This is a genomic window from Marivivens sp. ABH4_498 (assembly GCF_056160585.1).
This window is the reverse complement of the sequence record NZ_JBSWXL010000002.1, coordinates 47,930-69,876: the sequence shown is the minus strand read 5'-3', so window position 1 is coordinate 69,876 and position 21,947 is coordinate 47,930. Positions and strand designations below refer to the sequence as shown.

Annotated in this window: 22 protein-coding genes; 12 read left to right on the top strand and 10 right to left on the bottom strand. The window is 55.3% G+C overall.

Translation table 11 applies throughout. The features are described 5' to 3' along the window. Nucleotides 1–21: 21 nt before the first annotated feature. Nucleotides 22–585, bottom strand: coding sequence for a GNAT family N-acetyltransferase (locus tag ACXAGA_RS04320; protein WP_475116292.1), 564 nt, complete (start codon nt 583–585; stop codon nt 22–24). 54 nt (nt 586–639) lie between these two features. Further along, nucleotides 640–1,995, bottom strand: coding sequence for an oxygen-independent coproporphyrinogen III oxidase (gene hemN / locus ACXAGA_RS04315; protein ID WP_475116291.1), 1,356 nt, complete (start codon nt 1,993–1,995; stop codon nt 640–642). A gap of 69 nt (nt 1,996–2,064) precedes the next feature. On the opposite strand from hemN, the gene fnrL reads away from it, so the two are divergent. Beyond that, complete coding sequence (gene fnrL, locus ACXAGA_RS04310) at nt 2,065–2,802, top strand: transcriptional regulator FnrL (RefSeq protein ID WP_475116290.1); 738 nt, start codon at nt 2,065–2,067, stop codon at nt 2,800–2,802. Here fnrL and ACXAGA_RS04305 read toward each other — a convergent pair. Continuing rightward, nucleotides 2,799–3,641 carry a universal stress protein gene (locus ACXAGA_RS04305; protein ID WP_475116289.1) on the bottom strand — a complete coding sequence of 281 codons (843 nt, stop codon included), beginning with the start codon at nt 3,639–3,641 and terminating at the stop codon, nt 2,799–2,801. The genes fnrL and ACXAGA_RS04305 overlap by 4 nt on opposite strands. 184 nt (nt 3,642–3,825) lie before the next feature. On the opposite strand from ACXAGA_RS04305, the gene ccoN reads away from it, so the two are divergent. The 8 genes from ccoN (at nt 3,826) to ccoS (ending at nt 11,762) form a co-directional block, all read left to right on the top strand. Beyond that, nucleotides 3,826–5,418, top strand: a complete 1,593-nt coding sequence (gene ccoN / locus ACXAGA_RS04300) for a cytochrome-c oxidase, cbb3-type subunit I (RefSeq protein ID WP_475116288.1) — start codon at nt 3,826–3,828, stop codon at nt 5,416–5,418. Between the two features lie 12 nt (nt 5,419–5,430). Then, entirely contained in the window at nt 5,431–6,156 is a 726-nt protein-coding gene (gene ccoO / locus ACXAGA_RS04295; RefSeq protein ID WP_475116287.1) for a cytochrome-c oxidase, cbb3-type subunit II, read from the top strand. A gap of 9 nt (nt 6,157–6,165) precedes the next feature. After that, on the top strand, nt 6,166–6,360 hold the full coding sequence (locus tag ACXAGA_RS04290; protein WP_475116286.1) for a cbb3-type cytochrome oxidase subunit 3: 195 nt from the start codon (nt 6,166–6,168) through the stop codon (nt 6,358–6,360). Continuing rightward, entirely contained in the window at nt 6,357–7,289 is a 933-nt protein-coding gene (gene ccoP / locus ACXAGA_RS04285; protein ID WP_475116285.1) for a cytochrome-c oxidase, cbb3-type subunit III, read from the top strand. Before ACXAGA_RS04290 ends, ccoP begins: the two co-directional genes overlap by 4 nt. Before the next feature lie 241 nt (nt 7,290–7,530). Then, nucleotides 7,531–8,952, top strand: a complete 1,422-nt coding sequence (gene ccoG / locus ACXAGA_RS04280) for a cytochrome c oxidase accessory protein CcoG (RefSeq protein WP_475116284.1) — start codon at nt 7,531–7,533, stop codon at nt 8,950–8,952. Continuing rightward, nucleotides 8,952–9,419: a FixH family protein gene (locus ACXAGA_RS04275; protein ID WP_475116283.1), complete on the top strand. Its 468-nt coding sequence runs from the start codon at nt 8,952–8,954 to the stop codon at nt 9,417–9,419. The genes ccoG and ACXAGA_RS04275 overlap by 1 nt, the downstream gene beginning before the upstream one ends. Nucleotides 9,420–9,423: 4 nt before the next feature. Next, entirely contained in the window at nt 9,424–11,601 is a 2,178-nt protein-coding gene (locus tag ACXAGA_RS04270; RefSeq protein WP_475116282.1) for a heavy metal translocating P-type ATPase, read from the top strand. Nucleotides 11,602–11,603: 2 nt separating this feature from the next. Further along, on the top strand, nt 11,604–11,762 hold the full coding sequence (gene ccoS / locus ACXAGA_RS04265; protein ID WP_086451178.1) for a cbb3-type cytochrome oxidase assembly protein CcoS: 159 nt from the start codon (nt 11,604–11,606) through the stop codon (nt 11,760–11,762). 33 nt (nt 11,763–11,795) lie between these two features. Here the strand turns inward: ccoS and ACXAGA_RS04260 are convergent, their stop codons facing one another. From ACXAGA_RS04260 to ACXAGA_RS04230, 7 genes are all read right to left on the bottom strand, one after another. Then, nucleotides 11,796–12,788 carry a DMT family transporter gene (locus tag ACXAGA_RS04260; RefSeq protein ID WP_475116281.1) on the bottom strand — a complete coding sequence of 331 codons (993 nt, stop codon included), beginning with the start codon at nt 12,786–12,788 and terminating at the stop codon, nt 11,796–11,798. A 127-nt stretch (nt 12,789–12,915) separates the two neighbouring features. After that, the gene (gene leuB, locus ACXAGA_RS04255; RefSeq protein ID WP_475116280.1) at nt 12,916–14,022 is read right to left on the bottom strand and encodes a 3-isopropylmalate dehydrogenase; all 1,107 of its coding nucleotides are present in this window, start codon (nt 14,020–14,022) and stop codon (nt 12,916–12,918) included. Between the two features lie 91 nt (nt 14,023–14,113). Then, nucleotides 14,114–15,058 (bottom strand): endonuclease/exonuclease/phosphatase family protein, encoded by a 945-nt coding sequence (locus ACXAGA_RS04250; protein ID WP_475116279.1) that lies wholly within the window; start codon nt 15,056–15,058, stop codon nt 14,114–14,116. A 23-nt stretch (nt 15,059–15,081) separates the two neighbouring features. Then, nucleotides 15,082–15,912: a hypothetical protein gene (locus tag ACXAGA_RS04245; protein ID WP_475116278.1), complete on the bottom strand. Its 831-nt coding sequence runs from the start codon at nt 15,910–15,912 to the stop codon at nt 15,082–15,084. A 390-nt stretch (nt 15,913–16,302) separates the two neighbouring features. After that, nucleotides 16,303–16,908 (bottom strand): 3-isopropylmalate dehydratase small subunit, encoded by a 606-nt coding sequence (gene leuD, locus ACXAGA_RS04240; RefSeq protein WP_475116277.1) that lies wholly within the window; start codon nt 16,906–16,908, stop codon nt 16,303–16,305. A 12-nt stretch (nt 16,909–16,920) separates the two neighbouring features. Beyond that, nucleotides 16,921–18,327 (bottom strand): 3-isopropylmalate dehydratase large subunit, encoded by a 1,407-nt coding sequence (gene leuC / locus ACXAGA_RS04235; protein WP_475116276.1) that lies wholly within the window; start codon nt 18,325–18,327, stop codon nt 16,921–16,923. 228 nt (nt 18,328–18,555) lie between these two features. Next, a complete protein-coding gene (locus ACXAGA_RS04230) occupies nt 18,556–19,887 on the bottom strand; it encodes a hypothetical protein (protein ID WP_475116275.1) in 1,332 nt (443 codons plus the stop codon). 257 nt (nt 19,888–20,144) lie between these two features. Here ACXAGA_RS04230 and rsfS point away from each other — a divergent pair, with 257 nt between their 5' ends. From rsfS to ACXAGA_RS04215, 3 genes are read left to right on the top strand one after another with little or no spacing between them, the layout of a single operon-like run. Further along, nucleotides 20,145–20,507, top strand: a complete 363-nt coding sequence (gene rsfS / locus ACXAGA_RS04225) for a ribosome silencing factor (RefSeq protein ID WP_475116274.1) — start codon at nt 20,145–20,147, stop codon at nt 20,505–20,507. Beyond that, on the top strand, nt 20,507–20,977 hold the full coding sequence (gene rlmH, locus ACXAGA_RS04220) for a 23S rRNA (pseudouridine(1915)-N(3))-methyltransferase RlmH (protein ID WP_475116273.1): 471 nt from the start codon (nt 20,507–20,509) through the stop codon (nt 20,975–20,977). Before rsfS ends, rlmH begins: the two co-directional genes overlap by 1 nt. 39 nt (nt 20,978–21,016) lie before the next feature. Then, nucleotides 21,017–21,943 (top strand): AEC family transporter, encoded by a 927-nt coding sequence (locus tag ACXAGA_RS04215; RefSeq protein WP_475116272.1) that lies wholly within the window; start codon nt 21,017–21,019, stop codon nt 21,941–21,943. Nucleotides 21,944–21,947 lie beyond the last annotated feature (4 nt).

Here is a 21,947-nt window from a genome sequence, read left to right as displayed (position 1 = left end):
GCAGGGGCTGCCCGCCTTGTTTTATTGCGCTGAAACGGCGTTTTCGCGCTGTTTTACCGTGTTTTCCCATGCCTCTTTGGAAATGGTGTAACATTTCCAGTCTTCGGGGGCGGTTCCCATCAGGCCCAGCGACGCATCATAGCGCCATACAGCGCCCAATTTGCCTGTGCCTTTTTGCGACCGGATGTTCGATGGCGCGATGTGGAACCAGACTTCATCGAAATCTTTGAACGCGTGTTCCAGCATCAGGCGTTTGAACGCGTAATTGGTATCGCCGCCCCAGAATTTGCAATCGATGAATGTATAGCCGATGCAGATGCTGTTTTCGACGTCTGGCGCGGGATAATAGCGCGAACAGCCGATCACGGTGCCTGCGTCGTTGCGCAACACAACGGTTTGTTTGCTGGACAGGTTATCGTCGAAATAGGCGTCGAAATTGGGGCGTTTGTGACGCGTGGTGGCGGGGTGGCCCGCCCACGTCACGGGGTCTGATGCGGCTTGATACAGCGCTTCGCGGTCTTCTTCGCGCAGGGGATCAATGCGATATCCATATCCTACGATGCTGGGCTGCGTGTCAAAAGTCATAACGTCACCAATCTGATCCAATCGGTGACGTTATGTCGTGCAACCATAGGGATGTCAAAGAGCGCGGCTGTGCCGACCTTCGGGCATCGAATAGGCGTCGATTTTCTGGGCACACAGGCGGGCAATCAGGCGGGCATTGCTGTTTAGCTGGATGATATTGTCCCGCATCGTCATCTGGTCGTGGAATTGCGTGCGCATGTCGCTGGTCATTTCCAGCAGGTCATCAACCGCACGGCCATGCGCCGATGCCAGAGTGTTCAGGTCCAGACGGAAATCACACATCAGCCGTTCGATCATATCGCTGCGCAGCAGATCGTCATTCGTCATCGCATGAGCGCGAGAGGTCGCGATCTGACCGGTTTCGATCATCGTCGCGTATTTTGACGATGCGGATTCGTTTTGTGCGAACCCTTGGGGGAAACGCGAAATGGCCGAAGCCCCAAGCCCGATCAGAACCGGCGCGGTGTCATCTGTGTAGCCTTGGAAATTGCGGTGCATGCGGCCCTGCTGCGCAGCTTTGTACAGGCTATCGGATGGGCGGGCGTAGTGATCGATGCCGATTTCTTTGTATCCGTCCCACATGAATAATTCGCGGGCGGTATCGAACAGCACCAGCCGCGTTTCCGCGTCTGGCAAGGCGTCCGCAGGGATCAGCGCCTGACGTTTCGCCATCCACGGCACATGGGCATATCCATACAGCGCCACGCGGTCAGGGTTTAGCGACAGCACCCGCTGAACAGAATCCGAAATGCGTTCTTTGGTCTGGAACGGCAGACCGTACAGAATATCCATATTCACAGAATGCACGCGGGCGCGGCGCAGCATCGCCACAACGTCGCGCGTTTGTTCGAAACTTTGATCGCGGCCAATGGATTTTTGCACGATAGGGTCGAAATCCTGCACACCGATAGACGCGCGTGTCATACCAATCGCGGCCAATGCATCAATGCGGGCTTGGTCTACTTCGGTCGGGTCAATTTCAACCGAAAATTCCAGATCATCCGCCAGAGGGCGGAACGTGTTCACCATTCGGCCGACTTCGGCGATCAGATGCGGGGGCAGGATCGTTGGTGTGCCGCCGCCCAGATGGATTTGGCTGATCGCGACGTCCTGCGGTAGGTGCTGATCAATCAGCGCCAGTTCCTGTTTCAGCAGTTTAACATAAGGCACCAGAGGGCGGTCTGTGGCCGTGCCTTGGGTGCGGCAGGCGCAGAACCAGCACAGGCGCCGACAATAGGGTACGTGTAGGTATAACGACACGCGGCCACCCGCAGGAACGGCGCGCAACCATTCGGCTGTCTGGTCGCCAAACGCGCCGGATTTGAAATGATTGGCGGGTGGATAGCTGGTGTAACGTGGCGCGCGGGCGTCAAATAGCCCCAATTCACGTAATCTTTCGCTGCTATTCATTGCCAATCCTTTCAAAAAACGGCTTATAGTGATTGCGAAATACATGATTTTGGTGGGGTTGTTTTTGCGATGGGTCAAATAGCAACAGATATTCATTGCGAAGAATGCCCAATTCGGCACCGCGCTGTTTGCGCCAAATGCGACGCCGACGAATTGGAAGTTCTGGAAAAGATCAAATACTACCGCAACTACGAAGCAGGTCAGGCGATCTGTTGGGCGGGCGACGACATGGAATTCGTCGCCTCGGTTGTGACGGGTGTTGCGTCTTTGACCCAAACAATGGAGGACGGCCGCACACAGATGGTTGGTCTGCTGCTACCGTCTGATTTCATTGGCCGCCCGGGCCGTAGTCAGTCGCCCTATGACATCACCGCAGTCAGCGACATCACCGTCTGTTGTTTCCGCCGTAAACCATTCGAAGAGCTGATGTACACCACTCCGCATGTGGCGGAGCGGTTGCTGGACATGACGCTGGATGAATTGGACGCAGCGCGGGAATGGATGCTGATTTTGGGTCGCAAAACGGCCCGCGAAAAAATCGCCAGCCTTTTGACCATCATCGCGCGCCGTGAATCGCAGATCGGGATGCAGCCGTTGTCGGGGCAGATCAACATCAACCTGCCTTTGACGCGCGAAGCGATGGCCGATTATCTGGGTTTGACGCTGGAAACAGTCAGTCGCCAGATTTCCGCGTTGAAAAAGGACGGAGTGATCCATCTAGACGGCAAACGCCGGTTTCGCGTCGAAGATTTTCAGGCCCTTGTCGCAGAAACCGGCGATGATACCGATGGCGGGATGATCGCTTAGCGCGTCATCAATAGCGGTAATTTTGTGGATTCTAAGGTGTCGCGTGTCGCGCCGCCCAACATGGCTTCGCGGAAACGCGAATGGCCATAGGCGCCCATGACGATCAATTCGACGCCATGTTCTGCGGCAAAACGATCAATCACGTCTGATACGCGCGGCAATGTGCGGGCCAAAATGGATACTTCTGCGCGCACGCCGTGCCGTGCCAACAACAGGCATACCGCACCGCCGGGGTCGGACCGTTCGGGCGAATGGCTGGGCGGATCGACCATCACGATATCAACGCGGTCCGCTGCCATCAGGACAGGCAAAGCCGCACGGATCGCGGCAAAGGCTTCGCTGCTTTCATTCCATGCAATCGCAACGCGGGAAAATGGTTCGCTGCCGATTGGTCCGTTTTCTGGCACGATCAAAACAGGCACGCCTGTGCCGAACAGCTCGGCCTCTAGAACGTTGACCTGAACGGGGCCGCGGCCAGCGCCATAGGGCTTTGTCGCCACGATCAAATCACTGTAGCGCGCGGTTCGTGCGACCATGGTTTCCACGCCCATTTGGGGCATAATCACAGATTCGACGCTAACGGACGGGCGCACGTTCGCAACCTGTTCACGGGCCCATTTTTCCAAACTGTCCGCTTGGGTGCGGGCTTCTTTCGCGCCGACTTCGATCAGGGCCGCGCCGCCGCCAGCGGGGATCGCATCATAGCGGGCAGGGTCGATTCCAACGCAGGTGACATTCACATGCGCGTCGGTTCGATCGGCAATATTTATTGCAGTTTCCAACGCGTTCGCATCGGCTGCGCTGTCCGTGATGATCACGGCAATAGTTTTATATGTCATGGCGTTCTCCTTCGTTGGAACACGGCCCAGGCAGGGCCCAGCCAGTGATAAAAGAGGTAGCAGAGCAATTGGCCGATCGTATTGACATGGATCAAGGCAAGACGGTCACCAGAATGTGAAACCACAATCAAAGCAAACCGGCCTGCGCGAATCCGTGCGGGCAATAAAGAGGGAACGCGAAGAGATGTGGGATTGGGTTAAGATTATAGCATTCGGGGTCATTGCCCTGTTTGCTGCGATTGCCGCGAATTTCGCGCGCGATCTGGCCTATCAGGTACACGCGCTGATTATTATGGCCGTTTCGACTGGCATGTTTATTTGGTCCGTTCGCAGCGCTGGCGAAGAAAAGCCAGCGGTCGAAACCGGATATATGGACGGCGTTGTGCGCTATGGCGTGATCGCAACGACGTTTTGGGGTTTGGCAGGGTTTCTGGTCGGGACGTTCATCGCGTTCCAGCTGGCGTTTCCTGCGTTGAACTTTGAATTTTTGCAGGGCTACGGCAACTTTGGCCGTTTGCGCCCCCTGCACACTTCGGCGGTTATTTTCGCCTTTGGTGGTAACGCGCTGATCGCAACATCGTTCTATATCGTGCAGCGTACATCGGCTGTGCGTCTGTGGGGCGGTAATTTGGCGTGGTTCGTGTTCTGGGGCTACAACCTGTTCATCGTTCTGGCGGCAACGGGGTACCTGATGGGTGCGACCCAGTCCAAAGAATACGCAGAACCAGAATGGTACGTTGACCTGTGGCTGACCATCGTTTGGGTTGCCTATCTGCTGGTATTCCTTGGCACGATCCTGAAACGCAAAGAGCCGCACATCTATGTTGCGAACTGGTTCTTCTTGTCGTTCATCGTGACCATCGCGATGCTGCACATCGTCAACAACCTGGTTGTCCCTGTATCGATCTTTGGTTCCCGTTCGGTTCAGGTCATGGCTGGTGTTCAGGACGCGATGACCCAGTGGTGGTATGGCCACAACGCTGTTGGTTTCTTCCTGACTGCGGGTTTCTTGGGCATGATGTACTACTTCGTGCCGAAACAAGCCGAACGTCCTGTCTATTCGTACAAACTGTCGATCATCCACTTTTGGGCGCTGATCTTCCTGTACATCTGGGCTGGTCCGCACCACCTGCACTACACCGCGCTGCCTGATTGGGCATCGACGCTGGGCATGGTGTTTTCGATCATCCTGTGGATGCCATCGTGGGGCGGTATGATCAACGGTCTGATGACCCTGTCGGGCGCATGGGACAAACTGCGCACGGACCCTGTGATCCGTATGATGGTGATCTCGATCGGTTTCTACGGCATGTCCACATTCGAAGGCCCGATGATGTCGATCCGCGCGGTGAATTCGCTGTCGCACTACACCGACTGGACCATTGGTCACGTACACTCGGGTGCGCTGGGCTGGAACGGTATGATCACCTTTGGTGCGCTGTATTTCTTGACGCCACGCCTGTGGAACCGCGATGGTCTGTATAGCCTGCGTCTGGTCAGCTGGCACTTCTGGCTCGCGACGATTGGTATCGTTCTGTACGCCGCATCCATGTGGGTCACCGGCATCATGGAAGGCCTGATGTGGCGCGAAGTCGACGCAAACGGTTTCCTAGTGAACACCTTTGCCGACACCGTTGCAGCAAAATTCCCAATGTATGTCGCACGCGGAATGGGCGGGGTTCTGTACCTGCTGGGCGCTGTGATCATGACCTATAACCTGTGGATGACAGCCTTTGGCAAAACAATGCCAAAAGCCGCTGCCGTCCCTGCAGAATAAGGAGTTAGGGACATGGGTATCCTTGACCACCATAAGGTTCTGGAAAAGAACGCAACCTTGCTGCTGGTTGGCGCGCTGGGCGTGGTAACCATCGGCGGGATCGTGGAAATCGCTCCGCTGTTCTATCTGGAAAACGTCATCGAGGATGTAGAGGGCGTGCGCCCCTACTCCCCTCTGGAACTGGCGGGCCGTGAAATCTACATCCGCGAAGGGTGCTACGTCTGTCACAGCCAGATGATCCGCCCGATGCGTGACGAAGTCGAACGGTACGGCATGTATTCGTTGGCGGCGGAATCGCAGTACGACCACCCATTCCAATGGGGATCGAAACGCACCGGGCCTGATCTGGCACGTGTTGGCGGCCGTTATTCGAATGAATGGCACGTTGACCACCTGACCGATCCGCAATCGGTGGTGCCAGAATCGGTGATGCCGAAATACGGGTTCCTGATGGATCGCGAATTGGAACCAACCTACATCGGTGACCTGATGGCCACTCACAGCGTTGTGGGCGTTCCATACACCGACGAAATGCTGGAAACAGCGGTTGCCGATTTCGAGGTTCAGGTTGATCCCGATGGCGATTGGGACGGTTTGCTGGAACGCTATCCTAATGCGGTCGTGGCCAATTTCGACGGCCAAGACGCCGTCACCGAAATGGATGCGCTGATCGCTTATCTGCAGATGCTGGGCACTTTGGTCGATTTTTCGACCTTTGAACCAGATGCCAGCCGATAGGGGGACGTGATGGACTATCACATTTTCCGTGAAATCGCAGATAGCTGGGCGCTGCTTGCACTGTTTTTGTTCTTTGTTGGGGCGATCGTGTTCGTGTTTCGCCCCGGCAGCCGCCCCGTTCACCAAGACGCAGCCAGCGTTGTTTTCCGTAACGAAAACGCGCCAGCCGCAGATGCAAACCCCGAAGCAGAGGTCAAACAATGACAACCCGCAACGACAAAAAAGAAGTCGAAACCACGGGCCATTCGTGGGACGGCATCGAAGAATATAACAACCCTTTGCCACGTTGGTGGGTCTGGGTGTTCTACGCGACCATCGTTTGGGGCCTGTGGTACACAGTGGCCTATCCCGCATGGCCGGGTATCAAATCGGCGACCGCTGGCTATCTGGGGTTTTCGACCCGTGGTCAGGTCGAAGAACAGATTGATGCAGTCAACGCATCCAACGCTGACGTGATTGCGGCGCTGGAAACCGCTGATCTGGCAACACTGTCTGATGACGACGCGCTGCATGGATTTGCCGTCAACATGGGATCCTCCGTTTTCAAAGCGAACTGCGTGCAGTGTCACGGTTCGGGCGCAGCAGGGGCCAAAGGGTATCCTGCGCTGATCGACGACGATTGGATCTGGGGCGGCCGTATCGATGAAATCGCTTGGACTGTTCGCAACGGTATCCGTAACGAAAGCAGTTGGGACGCGCGCGGCTATGGTGGTGTGATGCCATCCTTTGCCGACACGTTCACAGACGATGAAATCGCGGCAACGGTTGCTTACGTTCTGCAAATTTCGGGACAAGAGCACGACGCGGCGCTGGCTGGCGAAGGCGCTGTTCTGTTCGCAGATAACTGCGCATCCTGCCACGGCGATGCGGGTATGGGCAGCCTGATGAACACCCGCGAATTCGAAGACCCCGAAGCGATCATCGCAGACGGCGAAATGACCGGTGCTCCGAATTTGACGGATGCGATCTGGCTGTATGGCGGATCCGAAGACGGCATTACCGAAACGCTGTTGAACGGTCGCGCTGGCGTCATGCCCGCATGGGGCATCGAATATCGCCCTGGCTTTGGTCTGACCGATGCGGAAATCAACGCTGTTGCCGCCTATGTCCACCAATTGGGTGGCGGTCAGTAAACGGTATTCCTGCGCGGTGTTGCAGCCGCCGCGCAGGATTAGGCACCGGTCTTGCCCCCTGTTCGCGCATTTGCTGGGCTGGTGCGACTCCCCCCGATCAGTTTTCTCTGATCGGGGGATTTTCATGTTTAGGGGATAAGTTGACTCGTAGGTGCGGCATTAGTTGATCTGGGTCAAAGCCACGAAAGCCGCGCACAGGCACAACTGACAAGAATGCAAAGCAAAACGTCAGGACGATTCTATGTCTGCGCCCGAGGCCCCAAAACTATACGCCCCCAGAGAGCCCATTTTCCCCCGCCGCGTCAGCGGTTTTTTCCGCAATATGAAATGGGTGATCATGGCGGTCACCTTGGGGATTTATTACCTCACGCCTTGGATTCGTTGGGATCGTGGTCCTGAATTGCCCGATCAGGCTGTTCTGGTCGATCTGGCCAGCCGCCGTTTCTTTTTCTTTTGGATCGAAATTTGGCCGCATGAATTTTATTTCGTAGCCGGCTTGTTGATCATGGCGGGGCTGGGCCTGTTTTTGTTCACGTCCGCGCTGGGCCGTGTTTGGTGCGGCTATGCCTGCCCGCAGACCGTTTGGACCGATCTGTTCATTCTGGTCGAACGCTGGATCGAAGGCGACCGAAACGCCCGCGTCCGCCTGTGGAATGCCAAATGGTCGTTCCGCAAGGCGCGTTTGCGGATCACCAAATGGATCGTGTGGGCGCTGATCGGTCTGGCAACGGGTGGTGCTTGGGTGTTCTATTTCACCGATGCGCCGACTTTGTTCGTTGACCTGCTGAACGGCACGGCGCACCCGATTGCCTACACCACGATGTTTGTCCTGACGGCGACCACGTTTGTTTTCGGCGGTTTCGCGCGGGAACAGATCTGCATCTATGCCTGCCCTTGGCCCCGTATTCAGGCCGCAATGATGGACGAAGACACCATCACCATCGGTTACCGTCACTGGCGCGGTGAACCCCGCGGCAAGTTAAAGAAACAAGAGGTCAACAAACAGGGCGATTGCATCGACTGTATGGCCTGCGTGAATGTCTGCCCGATGGGGATCGATATCCGCGATGGCCAGCAGATGGAGTGCATCACCTGCGGTCTGTGTATCGATGCCTGCGACGACATGATGGACAAGATCGGCAAACCGCGCGGTCTGATCGACTACATGGCGCTAAAGGACGAAGAACGCGAAACCAGCGGCCAGACACCTATTCCTGTGATCAAACACATCCTGCGCCCGCGCACGATGCTGTATACGGTCCTATGGGCTGCGGTTGGGTTCGCATTGGTCTTTGCGCTGTTTATCCGCCCCGACATCGATATGACGGTGTCTCCGGTTCGGAACCCTAGCTTTATCGTTCAATCCGATGGCACGATCCGTAACGTCTATGAAATTCGCATTCGCAACAAACACGGCGAAGAACGCCCGTTCGAAGTCGCTTTGATCGATCAGGTGGATTTGGCTGTGACTGTCGAAGGAACAGACGACAACATCGTTATGGTCCCAGCAGATACTGCAAAATTGATCCGCGTCTATGTCGATGCCGCGCCGAACACCCCCGAGGCATCAAACGATCGCACCGAATTTACCATCTGGGTCACCGATACCACAAACGATGACCGCACATCCGAAAACACTGTATTTAATGGGAAAGTGAACTAATGCTGCACATGTTCAGAGGCCCGATCACAGGTCCGAAATTCTTTGCGATCTTTGCGTCGTTTTTCATCGTCATCATCACCGTGAATGTCGTCATGGCAATGCAAGCGGTGGGTACTTTCCCAGGGTTGGTGGTGCGCAATTCCTATGTCGCAAGCCAAACGTTCGATGCAGAGCGCGCGGCGCAACAGGCATTGGGTTGGGACACATCCGCCTATGTTGTGGATCATGAATTGATCGTGGAAATCGTGACTACAGACGGACCCGTTCCAGACGCGACCGTGGTCGGAATTTTTGGCCGCCCCACCCAAATGCGAGACGACGTGGATGTCATACTGGAATTTGACGGCGCCGTTTATCGCACGCCGATCCATGTGTCCGAAACGGGTAACTGGGATTTTCGCATGCAGGCCACCGCTGCCGATGGAACCCCGTTTCATCAGCGCCTAAAGGTGGAGTTCAGGGACTAATCGCATGAGTATCGACCAACCTGCCGGTGTGATGGCGTGTCCCGCTTGTATTGCGACACCTGCCGCATTGTCGCGGGCAGCGAATACTGTGGATGCAGCTAGCGTCGAATATCAGTTTTCCCTGCCGACCGTTCATTGTGCGGCCTGTATTCAGACAATTGAAACACAGCTGTCGAACCTGCCCTACGTTGATGACGTACGTGTCAACCTGACGCGCAAACGCGCCACGGTCCACGCGCGCCCGCAAACGCCTGAACAGGACATCATCGGCGCCATTTCCGCGCTGGGATACGAAGCCGTTCCTTTGGACAGCGCAACATTGTCTGCGGGAGAAACGGACCGCGCGGCGCGCGATCTGGCGATGCGTTTGGGCGTCGCGGGGTTCGCGATGATGAATGTTATGCTTTTGTCCGTTGCGGTTTGGTCGGGCGCCTCAGATGCGACCCGTGATTTGTTTCATTGGCTGTCTGCCCTGATCACTTTGCCGACCGTATTGTTTTCTGCGCGTCCGTTTTACACCAGTGCATGGCGTGTTTTACGTGTCGGGCGATTGAACATGGATGTTCCGATCACGCTGGCGATTTTGTTGGCATCGGGGATGTCGTTATTTGAAACGATCAGCCATGGTGATCATGCCTATTTCGATGCGGCGCTATCGCTGACGTTTTTCCTGCTAGCGGGTCGATACCTAGATCAAAAAATGCGGAGCGTTGCGCGGTCTGCCGCGACAGAATTGGCCGCGATGGAGGTCCCGACAGCGCTGCGGATGCATGGCACCGACATGGAAACCGTTGCGATTCAGGATGTCGTCGTTGGCGATATTTTAATGGTGCAGGCAGGCGGTAAAGTACCGGTTGATGGGCGCATTATCAGCGGCATCACCGACATGGACCGGTCTTTCCTAACAGGCGAATCCGATCCTATTTCCGTCGGTATCAACAGCAATGTAAACGCGGGCGAAATCAATCTATCGGCCCCAATCCAGATACAGGCGACCGCAGTTGGCGAAGACACTTTGCTGCATTCGTTGGCCGATTTGGTGTCGGTCGCGGAATCCGCCAAATCGCGGTATAATTCGCTGGCGGATCGCGCGGCGCGTATCTATGCGCCTGCGGTGCATTTGCTGGCTGTTGCGGCCTTTGCGTTGTGGATGTGGCTGACGGCAGGCGATGTTCGTATTGCGATGAACATTGCGGTCGCGGTTCTGATCATCACGTGCCCCTGTGCCCTAGGGTTGGCAGTTCCCGCAGTGTCGACTGTTGCTTCGGGTCGTCTGTTTAAATCAGGCATTTTGGTTAAACACGCGACCGCCTTGGAACGGCTGGCTGAAATCGATGCCGTTGTTTTGGATAAAACCGGTACGTTGACATTTGGATTGCCAGAGCTGGTCACGACATTGTCCGATGACGATCTGGCGATTGCAGCCGGCATCGCGGGTCAATCGGCGCATCCCAGATCCAAAGCGATCGTTCAGGCGGCTTTGGCACGCGGCGTTACAGCCGCGGCAGTTACCGACATCACCGAAGAGCCGGGCATGGGCCTACAAGGTCGCCATGGCGGGCAAACCGTTCGTCTGGGCCGTGCGGTCTGGGTCGGGTGCGTATCGTCGACGATGACCGTGTTGCAGATCGGAACTAATGTCCATTCGTTGGAATTCCGTGACAGTTTGCGCGATGGGGCCAAGGACCTGATCCAATCGTTTAAAGACCGCGATATTCCCGTCGCTTTGTTATCGGGTGATGTGAAAATGGCGGTCGATCAGGTTGCCGATCAATTGGGTATCGACAACAGGTTTCATGAAATGTTGCCGCAGGACAAAATCGAATTCCTGAATCAATGCACTCAGTCGGGACAGAAGGTTCTGATGATCGGTGATGGCCTGAACGACGTGGGCGCGTTGGCGGTGGCGCATGTGTCTATTGCGCCTGCATCCGCGTTAGAGGCAACGCGGGTGGCAGCAGATATGGTTCTGGTTTCGCCTGATTTGCGCAATGTATTTTCCGCGATTGGCACCGCCCGATCCGCCCGATCGCGCATTTTGGAAAACTTTGCAGTGGCCGCCGTCTATAATATGATTGCCGTACCGATTGCTTTTGCTGGTTTTGCGACCCCATTGGCTGCGGCCATCGCAATGTCGACGTCATCGATCATCGTTTCGCTAAACGCCCTAAGGACACGTTGAAAATGGAAGTTCTGGTTATCCTCATCCCCGTTTCCCTGTGCCTTGGCGCCTTGGGGTTGGTCGGGTTTTTCTGGACGATGAAATCGCGCCAATACGAAGACCCCGAAGGCGACGCGGTACGTATTTTGCGTACGGACTATGACGATAGCCCCGCCCCCTAATGCAAAAGACGCCCCAATGGGGCGTCTTTCGTTTTAGTGCCAAACACCTTTGGATTTGCGGTAGGTGTCTTTGTGCCAAATGCGCATCAGGATGGACACGCGTGGCGATGTGACCGTTTCGCTGCGTAGGCGGGTCTGGGACACAGGATTTGTTTCCGATGCGCCACCACGTTCACGCATAACAATATAGATGCCCGATGCGATAATGATCCCTGCGCCGGTAATTGTCGGCAGATCCAGTTTTTCGTTGAACAGCAGATACCCATAGAACGTCGCCCAGATGATCTGGCTGTACTGCATAGGCGCTACAATGGCGGCTTCGCCGACGCGGTAGGCTTGAATAAACAAAAAAGACGCGATCAATCCGAACAGGGCGATAATGCCGGTCATGCCGATGTGGTTGAACTCCATCGGTTCATAGACGAACGGCATCGCAATCAGCATCGCGACAAAGTTCCCCAGCATCGGGTAAATCAGCATGACGACCGAACGTTCTTCGCTGCCGATTTTGCGGGAAATCACTGCAACCATCGAATTGGTAATCGCTGCGGCCAATGCGGCCAGGTGCCCCCCGGTCAGAGGCTCTGCACCTGGGCGCAACACGACCAGAACGCCAATCAAGCCCACAATAACAGCGGCCCAACGGTGAAATCCGACCTTTTCGCCCAAGATCGGGATCGCAATGATCGTAATCAGCAGCGGGGATGCGAATAGAATGGCGTAAGTTTGCGCAAGTTCCAAAACCGTAAACGCGTAAAAGGCGCAAACGCCCGTGTTCACCATGCAGATAACGCGCAGAGCCATCCAATAGGGGTGGCGTGGAATCAAGGTGCCGTTGGTGGTGTCCCGCATCAAGATCAGCGTCACCATCGGAAACCCCAGAAGAGCCGAAAAGAAAATAATCTGGAACGCGCCAAAGCCCGCCTCGCCTAGATATTTCACGACGACGTCATGGGTTGCATAGATGCCCATAGCACCCAAGGCATAAACCGCGCCTTTGACATTGCTTTTTGCGTAATCGGCCATGGAACCTCCTGTTTGCGCTAACCCAGTGATGAAACAGCTTTGATAGTGGGTGCAAGTCTAAACTGGTAAATAAAAATAAACGGGCGCCCAAATAGGCGCCCGTTCTAAACTAAGGCTGGTCGCTGAATTACAGCGAAGCGTCCAGTGCTGCGATGATTTTGTCACCCATTTCGCTGGTCGAAACTGGGGAAACGCCTTCGCCTGCCAATAGGTCTGCGGTGCGAACGCCGTCGGACAGCACTTTTTCAACAGCGCCTTCCAGACGGTCAGCTTCGGCGCCCAGATCGAACGAATAACGCAGCGCCATCGCGAAGGACAGGATACAAGCGATTGGGTTTGCTTTGCCTTGGCCAGCGATATCTGGTGCGGAGCCGTGGACTGGTTCGTACATTGCCTTTGGGCGGCCGTTTGCCATTGGGGCACCCAGCGATGCCGATGGCAGCATGCCCAGCGAACCGGTCAGCATTGCAGCCGCATCCGACAGCAAATCGCCGAACAGGTTGTCAGTGACGATCACGTCGAACTGTTTTGGCCAGCGGCACAGCTGCATCGCGCCTGCGTCTGCGTACATGTGCGACAGTTCTACGTCTTGGTATTCGGTGTCGTGCACGCGCTGAACGACTTCGCGCCACAGGATGCCCGATTCCATTACGTTGGCTTTTTCCATCGAACAAACTTTGTTGCCGCGACGGCGTGCCAGTTCGAATGCCGAACGTGCAACGCGTTCGATTTCGGATTCGGTGTAACGCTGGGTGTTGATACCAACGCGTTCGTTACCTTCTTCGAAGATACCGCGAGGTTCACCGAAATAGATGCCCGAGGTCAGTTCGCGCACGATCATGATGTCTAGACCGGCAACCACGTCTTTTTTCAGCGACGAAAAATCGGCCAGCGCGTCAAAACACTGTGCAGGGCGCAGGTTGGAATACAGGTCCATTTCCTTACGCAGGCGCAGCAGGCCGCGCTCTGGTTTCACCGAGAAATCCAGATTGTCGTATTGAGGGCCGCCAACAGCGCCCAACAGAACGGCGTCAACCTCTTGGGCTTTGGCCATCGTGTCGTCGTGCAGCGGGGTGCCGTGTTTGTCATACGCACAGCCGCCAACCAGATCTTCGCTTACGTCAAAGGTCAGGTCGCGTTTGTCGCCGAACCAGTTAATGATTTTCTTAACTTCACCCATTACTTCTGGGCCAATACCGTCACCGGCTAGGATCAGGATCGAGGGATTGGACATCTCGGTATTCCTTGTCTGAAAAGGTCTGGGACGGGTTAAACCTTTGCTGTGCGGGGGTCAAGAAACCCCTTTAAAAATTGCGTTTTACGTGTCAGTCGGCCACGTCCACCCATACAATTCGGTGTGGCCCCGATACCGAAACCGTATCGGGTGGCAAACCGCCCGCGGACCATACCGTTTCGGCCTTTTGGATGCCGAGCGATGACGCTGGCAGGACATAGGACACACGCAGCTGTCCGATTTCGGGCCAAACGGCTGTCGGTTGGGCGGGAAGTGGATCGATGAGCGCAGGGTTTTCCAACAAAGATCGGATTGCGCTGCGCAGTCCATCGCCCGCTGTCGGATCCAAATTCGCGTTGCCGATCACAATCGGATTGGGCGGCGGAGGTCCGAAATGCCCCGATAGCACCAGATCCCATAGCCTGATTTCATCGGCATTTCGCAACCCATTTCGGTCCTCGGGGCCGTCGAAAACGGGCGGAGTCGCGGAAAAAGCCAATAGGTTTAACTGCCCAAACGGCGTTTCAATCGGCACGATCCAATGGTTGGTAGAAGATAGTCGTTGGATCGATATTGCCTCGACTGACGGGAACAATGTGTCATTCACCCGCGGCAATCGGGCAGAGGGCAAATCCTGCCACAACAGGTCGGTGAAATCGCGCACAGTGCCGATCGGGTATCGCGACAGTATGGCCATGCCGCCATCGCCGGTGAACGCGCCATACCCTTGGGAGTCGCGTGGTTCGCCTTTTCTGCCGTTTCCATCCATGTCGAACGCGGTCGCTAGGCCCGCGTTGGGGCGCGCAGAAAACAGATGGTCGAATGGGCGGTCTAGCTGTGCGTTGAACGCATTCAGCGCAATCCATGACAAATCGAAATCAAAGTTGGTCAGGACCAGAATGTCGGGGGCGACATGATTTATAATTTGGGCGGTGGCATCGATCTGCGGATCGTTTCGCCCCAGATCCCGCAACAGCAATCCGGGGCCGTCCCGCGACAATGGCGCCGCGAATGTTGCAATCCTGATGTCGGACATGGCCCATGTGGGCCACAAGCATATCAGGCCAATTGCAATGACTGATCGGATACCGTGCGGCGGCGTTTGTCTTCGATCAGCTGGGCGACGCGGCCCATCGCGATTCCGCGCATGATCAATGATGCAGGTAAGAATGCCCATGCCGTAACGGTCCAGATCAATGTATGCGGTTCAGACAGGCTGATTGGGTCAATCACATCCGATGCCAGTTTCACCGCGGCTGGAATGATAAATGGCAAAAGGAATCCTAAGATTAGGTTAATTTGGCTATCGCGTTGCAGCCTTTCGACGACATCGCCGCCCGCGGTGGGATCAAAGGTCGGCATGTTCACCCAGACGTTAAAGCCGGATTTGCTGGATGGCCAATGGTTGACGCGCATCAACACGACGAACACAGCCAACGATACAACAGACACCAAATAGCTGACACCTGCCGCAGTCCGAACAGAGCTGATCAGCCCGATGTCTGCGTCTTGCGGCAGCATTAGGACCATCAGGCGCACGGGCGAATAAGGAAAATCAATCGTTTCCGACAGGTTTTGGCCGACGGCTTCGATAAATCGCGACAGGGTTGATGCATCTGCATTGCCGCGTGCAATCAGCGACAATGATAAAACGCAGACGAAAAGCGCGATAAACCGAATGCGGTTGAACGGCGGCGCGTCGCGGAATTCCACTAGGCTGGGGTATTCAGAGTTATATTCGACAAAGGTAAAGACCCCCGCGGCAATCGCCACGAGCGCAACAATCTGTGTTGTGTCCGAATGGGTGCCTGGCATCAGCATAGATGGCGTCGAAATCAGAACGACCATCAAAACTGCGCGCAGTACTGCCCCCGCAATTCGCGAAACCACTGCCTTGTTATCCTCAATCCGGCCGAACGCGGTACTTTGCCGTGCTCTGTTTCCAGTTTGACCCCGTTTATAGGAAACGGGTTGCCTCATCTTTGCCACAATGTTGCGCACATCAGCCCCCTTTCGCAACTAACAGATTAATAAGACGAAATATTTTGGGCAGATTTGCGGCCTTACTGGTGCCAGATTGCAACCATTTCGGTACGTGTACATGGCGATACGGTTTGGCGCGAAAACCGAATAACACAAATGTAGCGAAAAGGTGTCGACTGCATACTAAATATGGGTCAGGCAATTGTGGCGAAAATATGGACAGCGGATTCGGTCAGCAGAATCAAAAAGGCCGCCCAATTCCGAGCGGCCTTTTCTAATTAGATCAGTCGGTTGGGATTAGACCCAAGGACGTGCTGCCGATGCTTTGGCTTCGAATGCGTCGATTGCGTCCACGTTTTCCATGGTCAGACCGATGTCATCCAGACCGTTGATCAGGCAATGTTTCTTGAACGCGTCGACTTCGAACGGGAACGATTGACCGTCCGAGGTGGTGACGGTCTGGTTTTCCAGATCGACAGTCATACGTGCGTTCGAACCCTTTTCAGCGTCTTTCATCAGAACTTCTACGACGTCTTCTGGCATCACGATTGGCAGGATGCCGTTCTTGAAGCAGTTGTTGTAAAAAATGTCTGCGAAAGAGGTCGAAACGATGGCTTTGATACCAAAGTCAGCGATTGCCCATGGCGCGTGTTCACGGGACGAACCACAACCAAAGTTGTCGCCAGCCACCAGAATTTCAGCGTCACGGTACTGTTCTTTGTTCAGGACGAAATCTGCAATTTCATTGCCCTGACGGTCGTAACGCATTTCGTCGAACAGGTTCACACCCAGACCCGAACGTTTGATCGTTTTCAAGAAAATCTTGGGGATGATCATGTCGGTGTCGATGTTCACCAGCGGCATAGGTGCCGCGATACCGGTCAATGTTTCAAACTTTTGCATCGCTGGCTCTCCTTACATCAGCTCGCGGACGTCGGTCAGTTTGCCGGTCAGTGCAGCGGCTGCTGCCATGCCTGGCGACACAAGGTGGGTACGACCCTTGTAACCTTGGCGACCTTCGAAGTTACGGTTGGATGTGGATGCGCAACGCTCCCCCTCGGCCAATTGGTCGGGGTTCATTGCCAGACACATGGAACAACCAGCCATACGCCATTCGAAACCAGCATCGATAAAGATCTGCGCGATGCCTTCTTCTTCGGCTTGTGCGCGAACCAGACCCGAACCCGGCACGACCATGGCACGCATGCCGTCTTTGATCTTTTTGCCTTTCAGGATTTCGGCTGCAGCGCGCAAATCTTCGATGCGGCCGTTGGTGCACGAACCGATGAATACGGTGTCGATTTCGATGTCGGTCAATTTCTGACCCGATTTCAGACCCATGTATTCGATCGAACGGCGTGCTGCGTCGACTTTGCCGCCTTTGAAATCCTCTGGGGATGGAACCACAGCGGAAATCGGCAGAACGTCTTCGGGCGAGGTGCCCCAAGTTACAACAGGCTCGATCTCTTCACCTTTCAGGGTGACGACTTTGTCGAAATGCGCGCCTTCGTCGGTGAACAGGGTTTTCCACCAGTCCATCGCTTTGTCGAAGTCTTCGCCTTTTGGCGCGTGCGGACGGTTGCGCACGTAATCGAATGTGGTCTGGTCAGGTGCGATCAGGCCAGCGCGTGCGCCGCCTTCGATTGCCATGTTACAGACAGTCATGCGGCCTTCCATCGACAGATCGCGGATCGCTTCGCCGCAATATTCGATGACATAGCCGGTGCCGCCAGCAGTACCGGTTTCACCGATAACAGCCAGAGTGATGTCTTTCGCGGTCACACCTGGGCGCAGTTTGCCGGTGATTTCGACCTTCATGTTTTTCGATTTTTTCTGGATCAGGGTCTGGGTTGCCAGAACGTGTTCCACTTCGGATGTGCCGATACCGTGTGCCAGCGCGCCGAATGCACCGTGGGTTGCAGTGTGCGAGTCGCCACAAACAACGGTCATGCCCGGCAGGGTCCAACCCTGTTCTGGGCCAACGATGTGCACGATGCCCTGACGAACGTCGGACACTGGGTAGTAGTTGATACCGAATTCTTTGGCGTTTTTGTCCAGCGCCTCAACCTGAATGCGGCTGTCTTCGGTCATGGTGGCCGGGTCTGCGCGGTCCAGCGTGGTCGGAACGTTGTGGTCCGGCACAGCGATGGTTTTTTCAGGCGCGCGCACCTTGCGGCCCGCCATACGCAGGCCTTCGAAAGCCTGAGGCGAGGTCACTTCGTGAACCAGGTGGCGGTCAATATACAGCAGACAGGTGCCGTCTTCGGATTCATGGGCGACGTGTGCGTCCCAGATTTTATCATAGAGCGTCTTAGGCGACATGGCTCTTACCTTTTGGAATTGTTGCTAGTCAGATCGAGAGACGGGCGCACGCGTGGGCGCCCCGCGGGACATTACAGTCGAGCGAGGATCGAGCGGGTTTCGCCGTAGAACCGTTCACGCAGACGCGCGCGGTCATCCATGTCAAAAATGCGGATCATGGCGGTCACATACGCCTTTAACCTGAGTCTATCAAGTCAGCAGTGTTGACGTGCCGATCACTTTGCCAATTTACACTGACAAAGCAAAGTCAGAGGCATCAAAGCTGACCGCGTTGGAATCAGAGGCTTGGACGGCAGCCGCCAGCGCGGTTTCATCCAGTTCGGCGTCCGTATCGCGGACCAAGAACACAACGCCTTCGACTTCGAATTCATAAGGGTTGCCATAGCCCGCGACGAAAACCGGGGTCATGGCAAACGATCCGTCCAAAGATTCGCCGTCGTCAGAGATATACGCATCATCGCTGTAGAACAGCGTGCCAGTCGTGCCATCGGGCAGTTCGGCGGCAACTGCATTATAATAGATGCCCGATACGTCCGTCGGTGCCGCGGTACCTTCGGTGTCTGGGTACCAGTTCACGTCGATCAGCAAACGGTCGCCTGATTCATAATTGAAATCGCGGACAACGGTGATGTCGGCATCTTCGCTGATTTTAAGGTAGGTGCCATACGGATCCGAATCTGGGTCGTCGTAGGCCGCGTCGGTCGTGATATCAAAATCATTGGCAGATGTTTCGCTGACCCAGAACACATCGGCCCCGTCGCCGCCGTATAGATTAGCGGTGGTGTCATCGGACTGGATCAGATCGTCGTCATCGGTCCCGATGACTTTGTTTGTCACCGTTGAAAAGTCTGACGCGAGCAAGATGCCGCCATTCGATCTTAGTATCTCATTTTTCAACGCGTCTTCGTCGATGGGATCTTCGGTATCGCGCACGAGCCATGCAACGGCTTCTACGTAGAAACTGTGATCATGATTACCTTCGACAAAGGCGGGCGTTGCTTCGAAATGGCCGCCCTCTACGTCGATATTACTGCCTTCGATCAGGGTCCCCATCGTGCCATTCGCCAATTGACCGTAGCTGGTCGAAACAGAATAACCGACGCCTGCTGTGGGTAAATCATCGGGTGCTAGGGTGCCTTCGACGTCGGGAACCCAGTTATATTCGATCAGAATGCGGTCGCCCGACGCATAGTCGTAATCACTGATAATGGTGATTTCAGCGTTTTCGTCGAAAATAGCGTAGTCTGCGTCAACATCGTAAGTGGAACTCACTTTGTCGCTATCTTCGCCATCGACCCAAAACACATCCGATCCTTCGCCGCCGTATAAGTTCGCGGTGGGATCATCCGTCTGGATCAGGTCATCGCCGTCGGTGCCGGTGATTGCGTTGGCTACGGTCGGTTCGACTGTTTCAGTTTCTTCCACATCAACTGGCGTAACCGGTTCTGGGGTTGCCGAATTATCAGAGTCGTCCGAGGGTTTGCCGTCCAGCCAGTCGAACAGTTCAGCAAGACCCCAAGCGGTCATGAGCGCAGGCACGGCCGACAGCAGCAAAAACATCAAAATCACCCAATCGAAATAACTAGATTCGTAAACTATGGGTTAATTTGACGCAAAATAAACCCTTGGATGTGTATCTCTGCGCGTTGCGTGCGGCGCTGCAGCAATGCCTCAGGCGATTGGTTGAAGCGATCCCCAATCGGTGCTACGGTTGGCGTTAGCCTAGTGCCGTGGCTGATGGACGGTGCGCAACCCCGGAGGACAATGAACTGTCTTTCAATTCAGAGGCAGCAAGCGCTGCCAACGTGGAGCCTTTGATGACGGCCCAGCAGAATGTAACGAGCGAGGATATCCTCGCACTTGTTCGCTCTTCCCTTGATGATGACAAAGCTGAAGACGTAGTAGAGATTCCTCTGCGCGGGAAAACCGAGGTCGCTGACTACATGGTCATCGCGTCGGGTCGTTCCACACGTCAAGTTGCGGCCATTTCGGAAAAGCTGGTCGAACGGCTAAAGGAAAAATTCGGCATCCTGTGCAAAGTCGAAGGTGCCGAAATCGGCGACTGGGTTCTGGTGGATGCGGCTGATATTCTGGTGCATGTTTTCCGTCCCGAGGTCCGCGAATTCTACAATCTGGAGAAAATGTGGCTGCCAACAGGCGCTACTGCTGCAGATAACTGATGCGCGTGCACATTGTTGCGGTGGGCCGCCTGCGGGCGGGCCCCGAACGCGACCTGATCGACGACTACCTAAAACGCTTTGATCGAACGGGGCGGGCTTTGGCCCTTGGCCCCGCGAATATCATTGAGGTCGAGGATAAAAAGAACGCCGGCATGGGGGCCGAGGCCGCCCTGCTGGAAAAAGCGATCCCCAACGGGTCGCTGATCTGCATCATGGATGAACGCGGCAAGGTGATGACCTCGCCCCAGTTTTCCGACCAATTGGGCGGCTGGCGTGATCAAGGGCGACAGGATGTTGCCTTTGTTATTGGCGGGGCGGATGGTCTAGATCCTGCGTTCCGTGCCCGCGCGGATGCGGCGCTGTCATTCGGCAAAATGGTCTGGCCGCATATGTTGGTGCGCGTGATGCTGTCGGAACAACTGTACCGCGCATCATCGATTTTGGCCGGTTCACCATATCACCGCGCATGAACGCTTTCGCTTCGTCAAATCGCGTGTTAGCGATTTGCTATGTTAGCGATATTTCTTGAAACACTTCCTTTTTTCTTATTGATCGGTTTGGGCTACGGGTCGGGTCGCACAGGTTTTTTCACGGCCGAAGCAACCGCCTATCTATCGCGATTTATTTTCTATTTCGCGCTATCGGCCATGCTGATCCGATTTTCGGCAAACCTTGCGATTGATGAACTGGTCAACTGGCCGTTCATGGGTGCCTACCTATTTGGGTCTTTGGCGATCTGGGGGCTAGTGATGGCCGTGGCCCTGATCCGCAAAGCCTCCATCGCCGAAGCCGCAACCGAAAGCCATGTCAGCATCACGGGCAACACGGGGTTTCTGGGTATCCCGATGTTAACGATGCTGTTGGGCGCGGGGGCGATTGGGCCGATCATGATGATTTTGGTCGTCGATCTGATCTTTTTCATGACGCTGTTTGTTGTGCTGGTTTTGGCGAGCCGTGACGGACGCCTGCGCCTGTCAGCGTTTAAAATTGTCGGACGCGGGTTGATCACCAACCCGATGATTATGTCGATTTTGTTGGGGGTCGCGATTTCGGCCACTGGTTGGCATATCCCTGTGCCGATCAATAAATTTCTGGAAATTCTGGGATCAGCGGCAACGCCTGGTGCGCTGTTTGCGATCGGGGCGTCGTTGGCGGTGAAATCCGCCGAACGGGTTTCTGTGGCGGGGTGGCTGACCTTTGCCAAACTGGTGCTGCACCCTGCTGCCGTTGCTGTCACGGCATATGTCGTGTTCAACATTGATCCATATGCAGCAATGGTTATGGTCGCGACTGCGGCGCTGCCTGTTGCGGGCAATGTGTATATCATCGCGCAACATTACGGGGCCGCCCCTGCACGGGTATCTGCATCGATTTTGATATCCACTGTGCTAAGTATTTTTACGCTGTCCGCGGTGATCGCGCTGGTTCAGTTTTGATTGG

Coding starts and splice junctions, on each gene's coding strand:
- ACXAGA_RS04320 (WP_475116292.1), bottom strand. CDS start 585: ATGACTTTTGACACGCAGCCCAGCATCGTAGGATATGGATATCGCATT.
- hemN (WP_475116291.1), bottom strand. CDS start 1,995: ATGAATAGCAGCGAAAGATTACGTGAATTGGGGCTATTTGACGCCCGC.
- fnrL (WP_475116290.1), top strand. CDS start 2,065: ATGGGTCAAATAGCAACAGATATTCATTGCGAAGAATGCCCAATTCGG.
- ACXAGA_RS04305 (WP_475116289.1), bottom strand. CDS start 3,641: ATGACATATAAAACTATTGCCGTGATCATCACGGACAGCGCAGCCGAT.
- ccoN (WP_475116288.1), top strand. CDS start 3,826: ATGTGGGATTGGGTTAAGATTATAGCATTCGGGGTCATTGCCCTGTTT.
- ccoO (WP_475116287.1), top strand. CDS start 5,431: ATGGGTATCCTTGACCACCATAAGGTTCTGGAAAAGAACGCAACCTTG.
- ACXAGA_RS04290 (WP_475116286.1), top strand. CDS start 6,166: ATGGACTATCACATTTTCCGTGAAATCGCAGATAGCTGGGCGCTGCTT.
- ccoP (WP_475116285.1), top strand. CDS start 6,357: ATGACAACCCGCAACGACAAAAAAGAAGTCGAAACCACGGGCCATTCG.
- ccoG (WP_475116284.1), top strand. CDS start 7,531: ATGTCTGCGCCCGAGGCCCCAAAACTATACGCCCCCAGAGAGCCCATT.
- ACXAGA_RS04275 (WP_475116283.1), top strand. CDS start 8,952: ATGCTGCACATGTTCAGAGGCCCGATCACAGGTCCGAAATTCTTTGCG.
- ACXAGA_RS04270 (WP_475116282.1), top strand. CDS start 9,424: ATGAGTATCGACCAACCTGCCGGTGTGATGGCGTGTCCCGCTTGTATT.
- ccoS (WP_086451178.1), top strand. CDS start 11,604: ATGGAAGTTCTGGTTATCCTCATCCCCGTTTCCCTGTGCCTTGGCGCC.
- ACXAGA_RS04260 (WP_475116281.1), bottom strand. CDS start 12,788: ATGGCCGATTACGCAAAAAGCAATGTCAAAGGCGCGGTTTATGCCTTG.
- leuB (WP_475116280.1), bottom strand. CDS start 14,022: ATGTCCAATCCCTCGATCCTGATCCTAGCCGGTGACGGTATTGGCCCA.
- ACXAGA_RS04250 (WP_475116279.1), bottom strand. CDS start 15,058: ATGTCCGACATCAGGATTGCAACATTCGCGGCGCCATTGTCGCGGGAC.
- leuD (WP_475116277.1), bottom strand. CDS start 16,908: ATGCAAAAGTTTGAAACATTGACCGGTATCGCGGCACCTATGCCGCTG.
- leuC (WP_475116276.1), bottom strand. CDS start 18,327: ATGTCGCCTAAGACGCTCTATGATAAAATCTGGGACGCACACGTCGCC.
- ACXAGA_RS04230 (WP_475116275.1), bottom strand. CDS start 19,887: ATGTTTTTGCTGCTGTCGGCCGTGCCTGCGCTCATGACCGCTTGGGGT.
- rsfS (WP_475116274.1), top strand. CDS start 20,145: ATGACGGCCCAGCAGAATGTAACGAGCGAGGATATCCTCGCACTTGTT.
- rlmH (WP_475116273.1), top strand. CDS start 20,507: ATGCGCGTGCACATTGTTGCGGTGGGCCGCCTGCGGGCGGGCCCCGAA.
- ACXAGA_RS04215 (WP_475116272.1), top strand. CDS start 21,017: ATGTTAGCGATATTTCTTGAAACACTTCCTTTTTTCTTATTGATCGGT.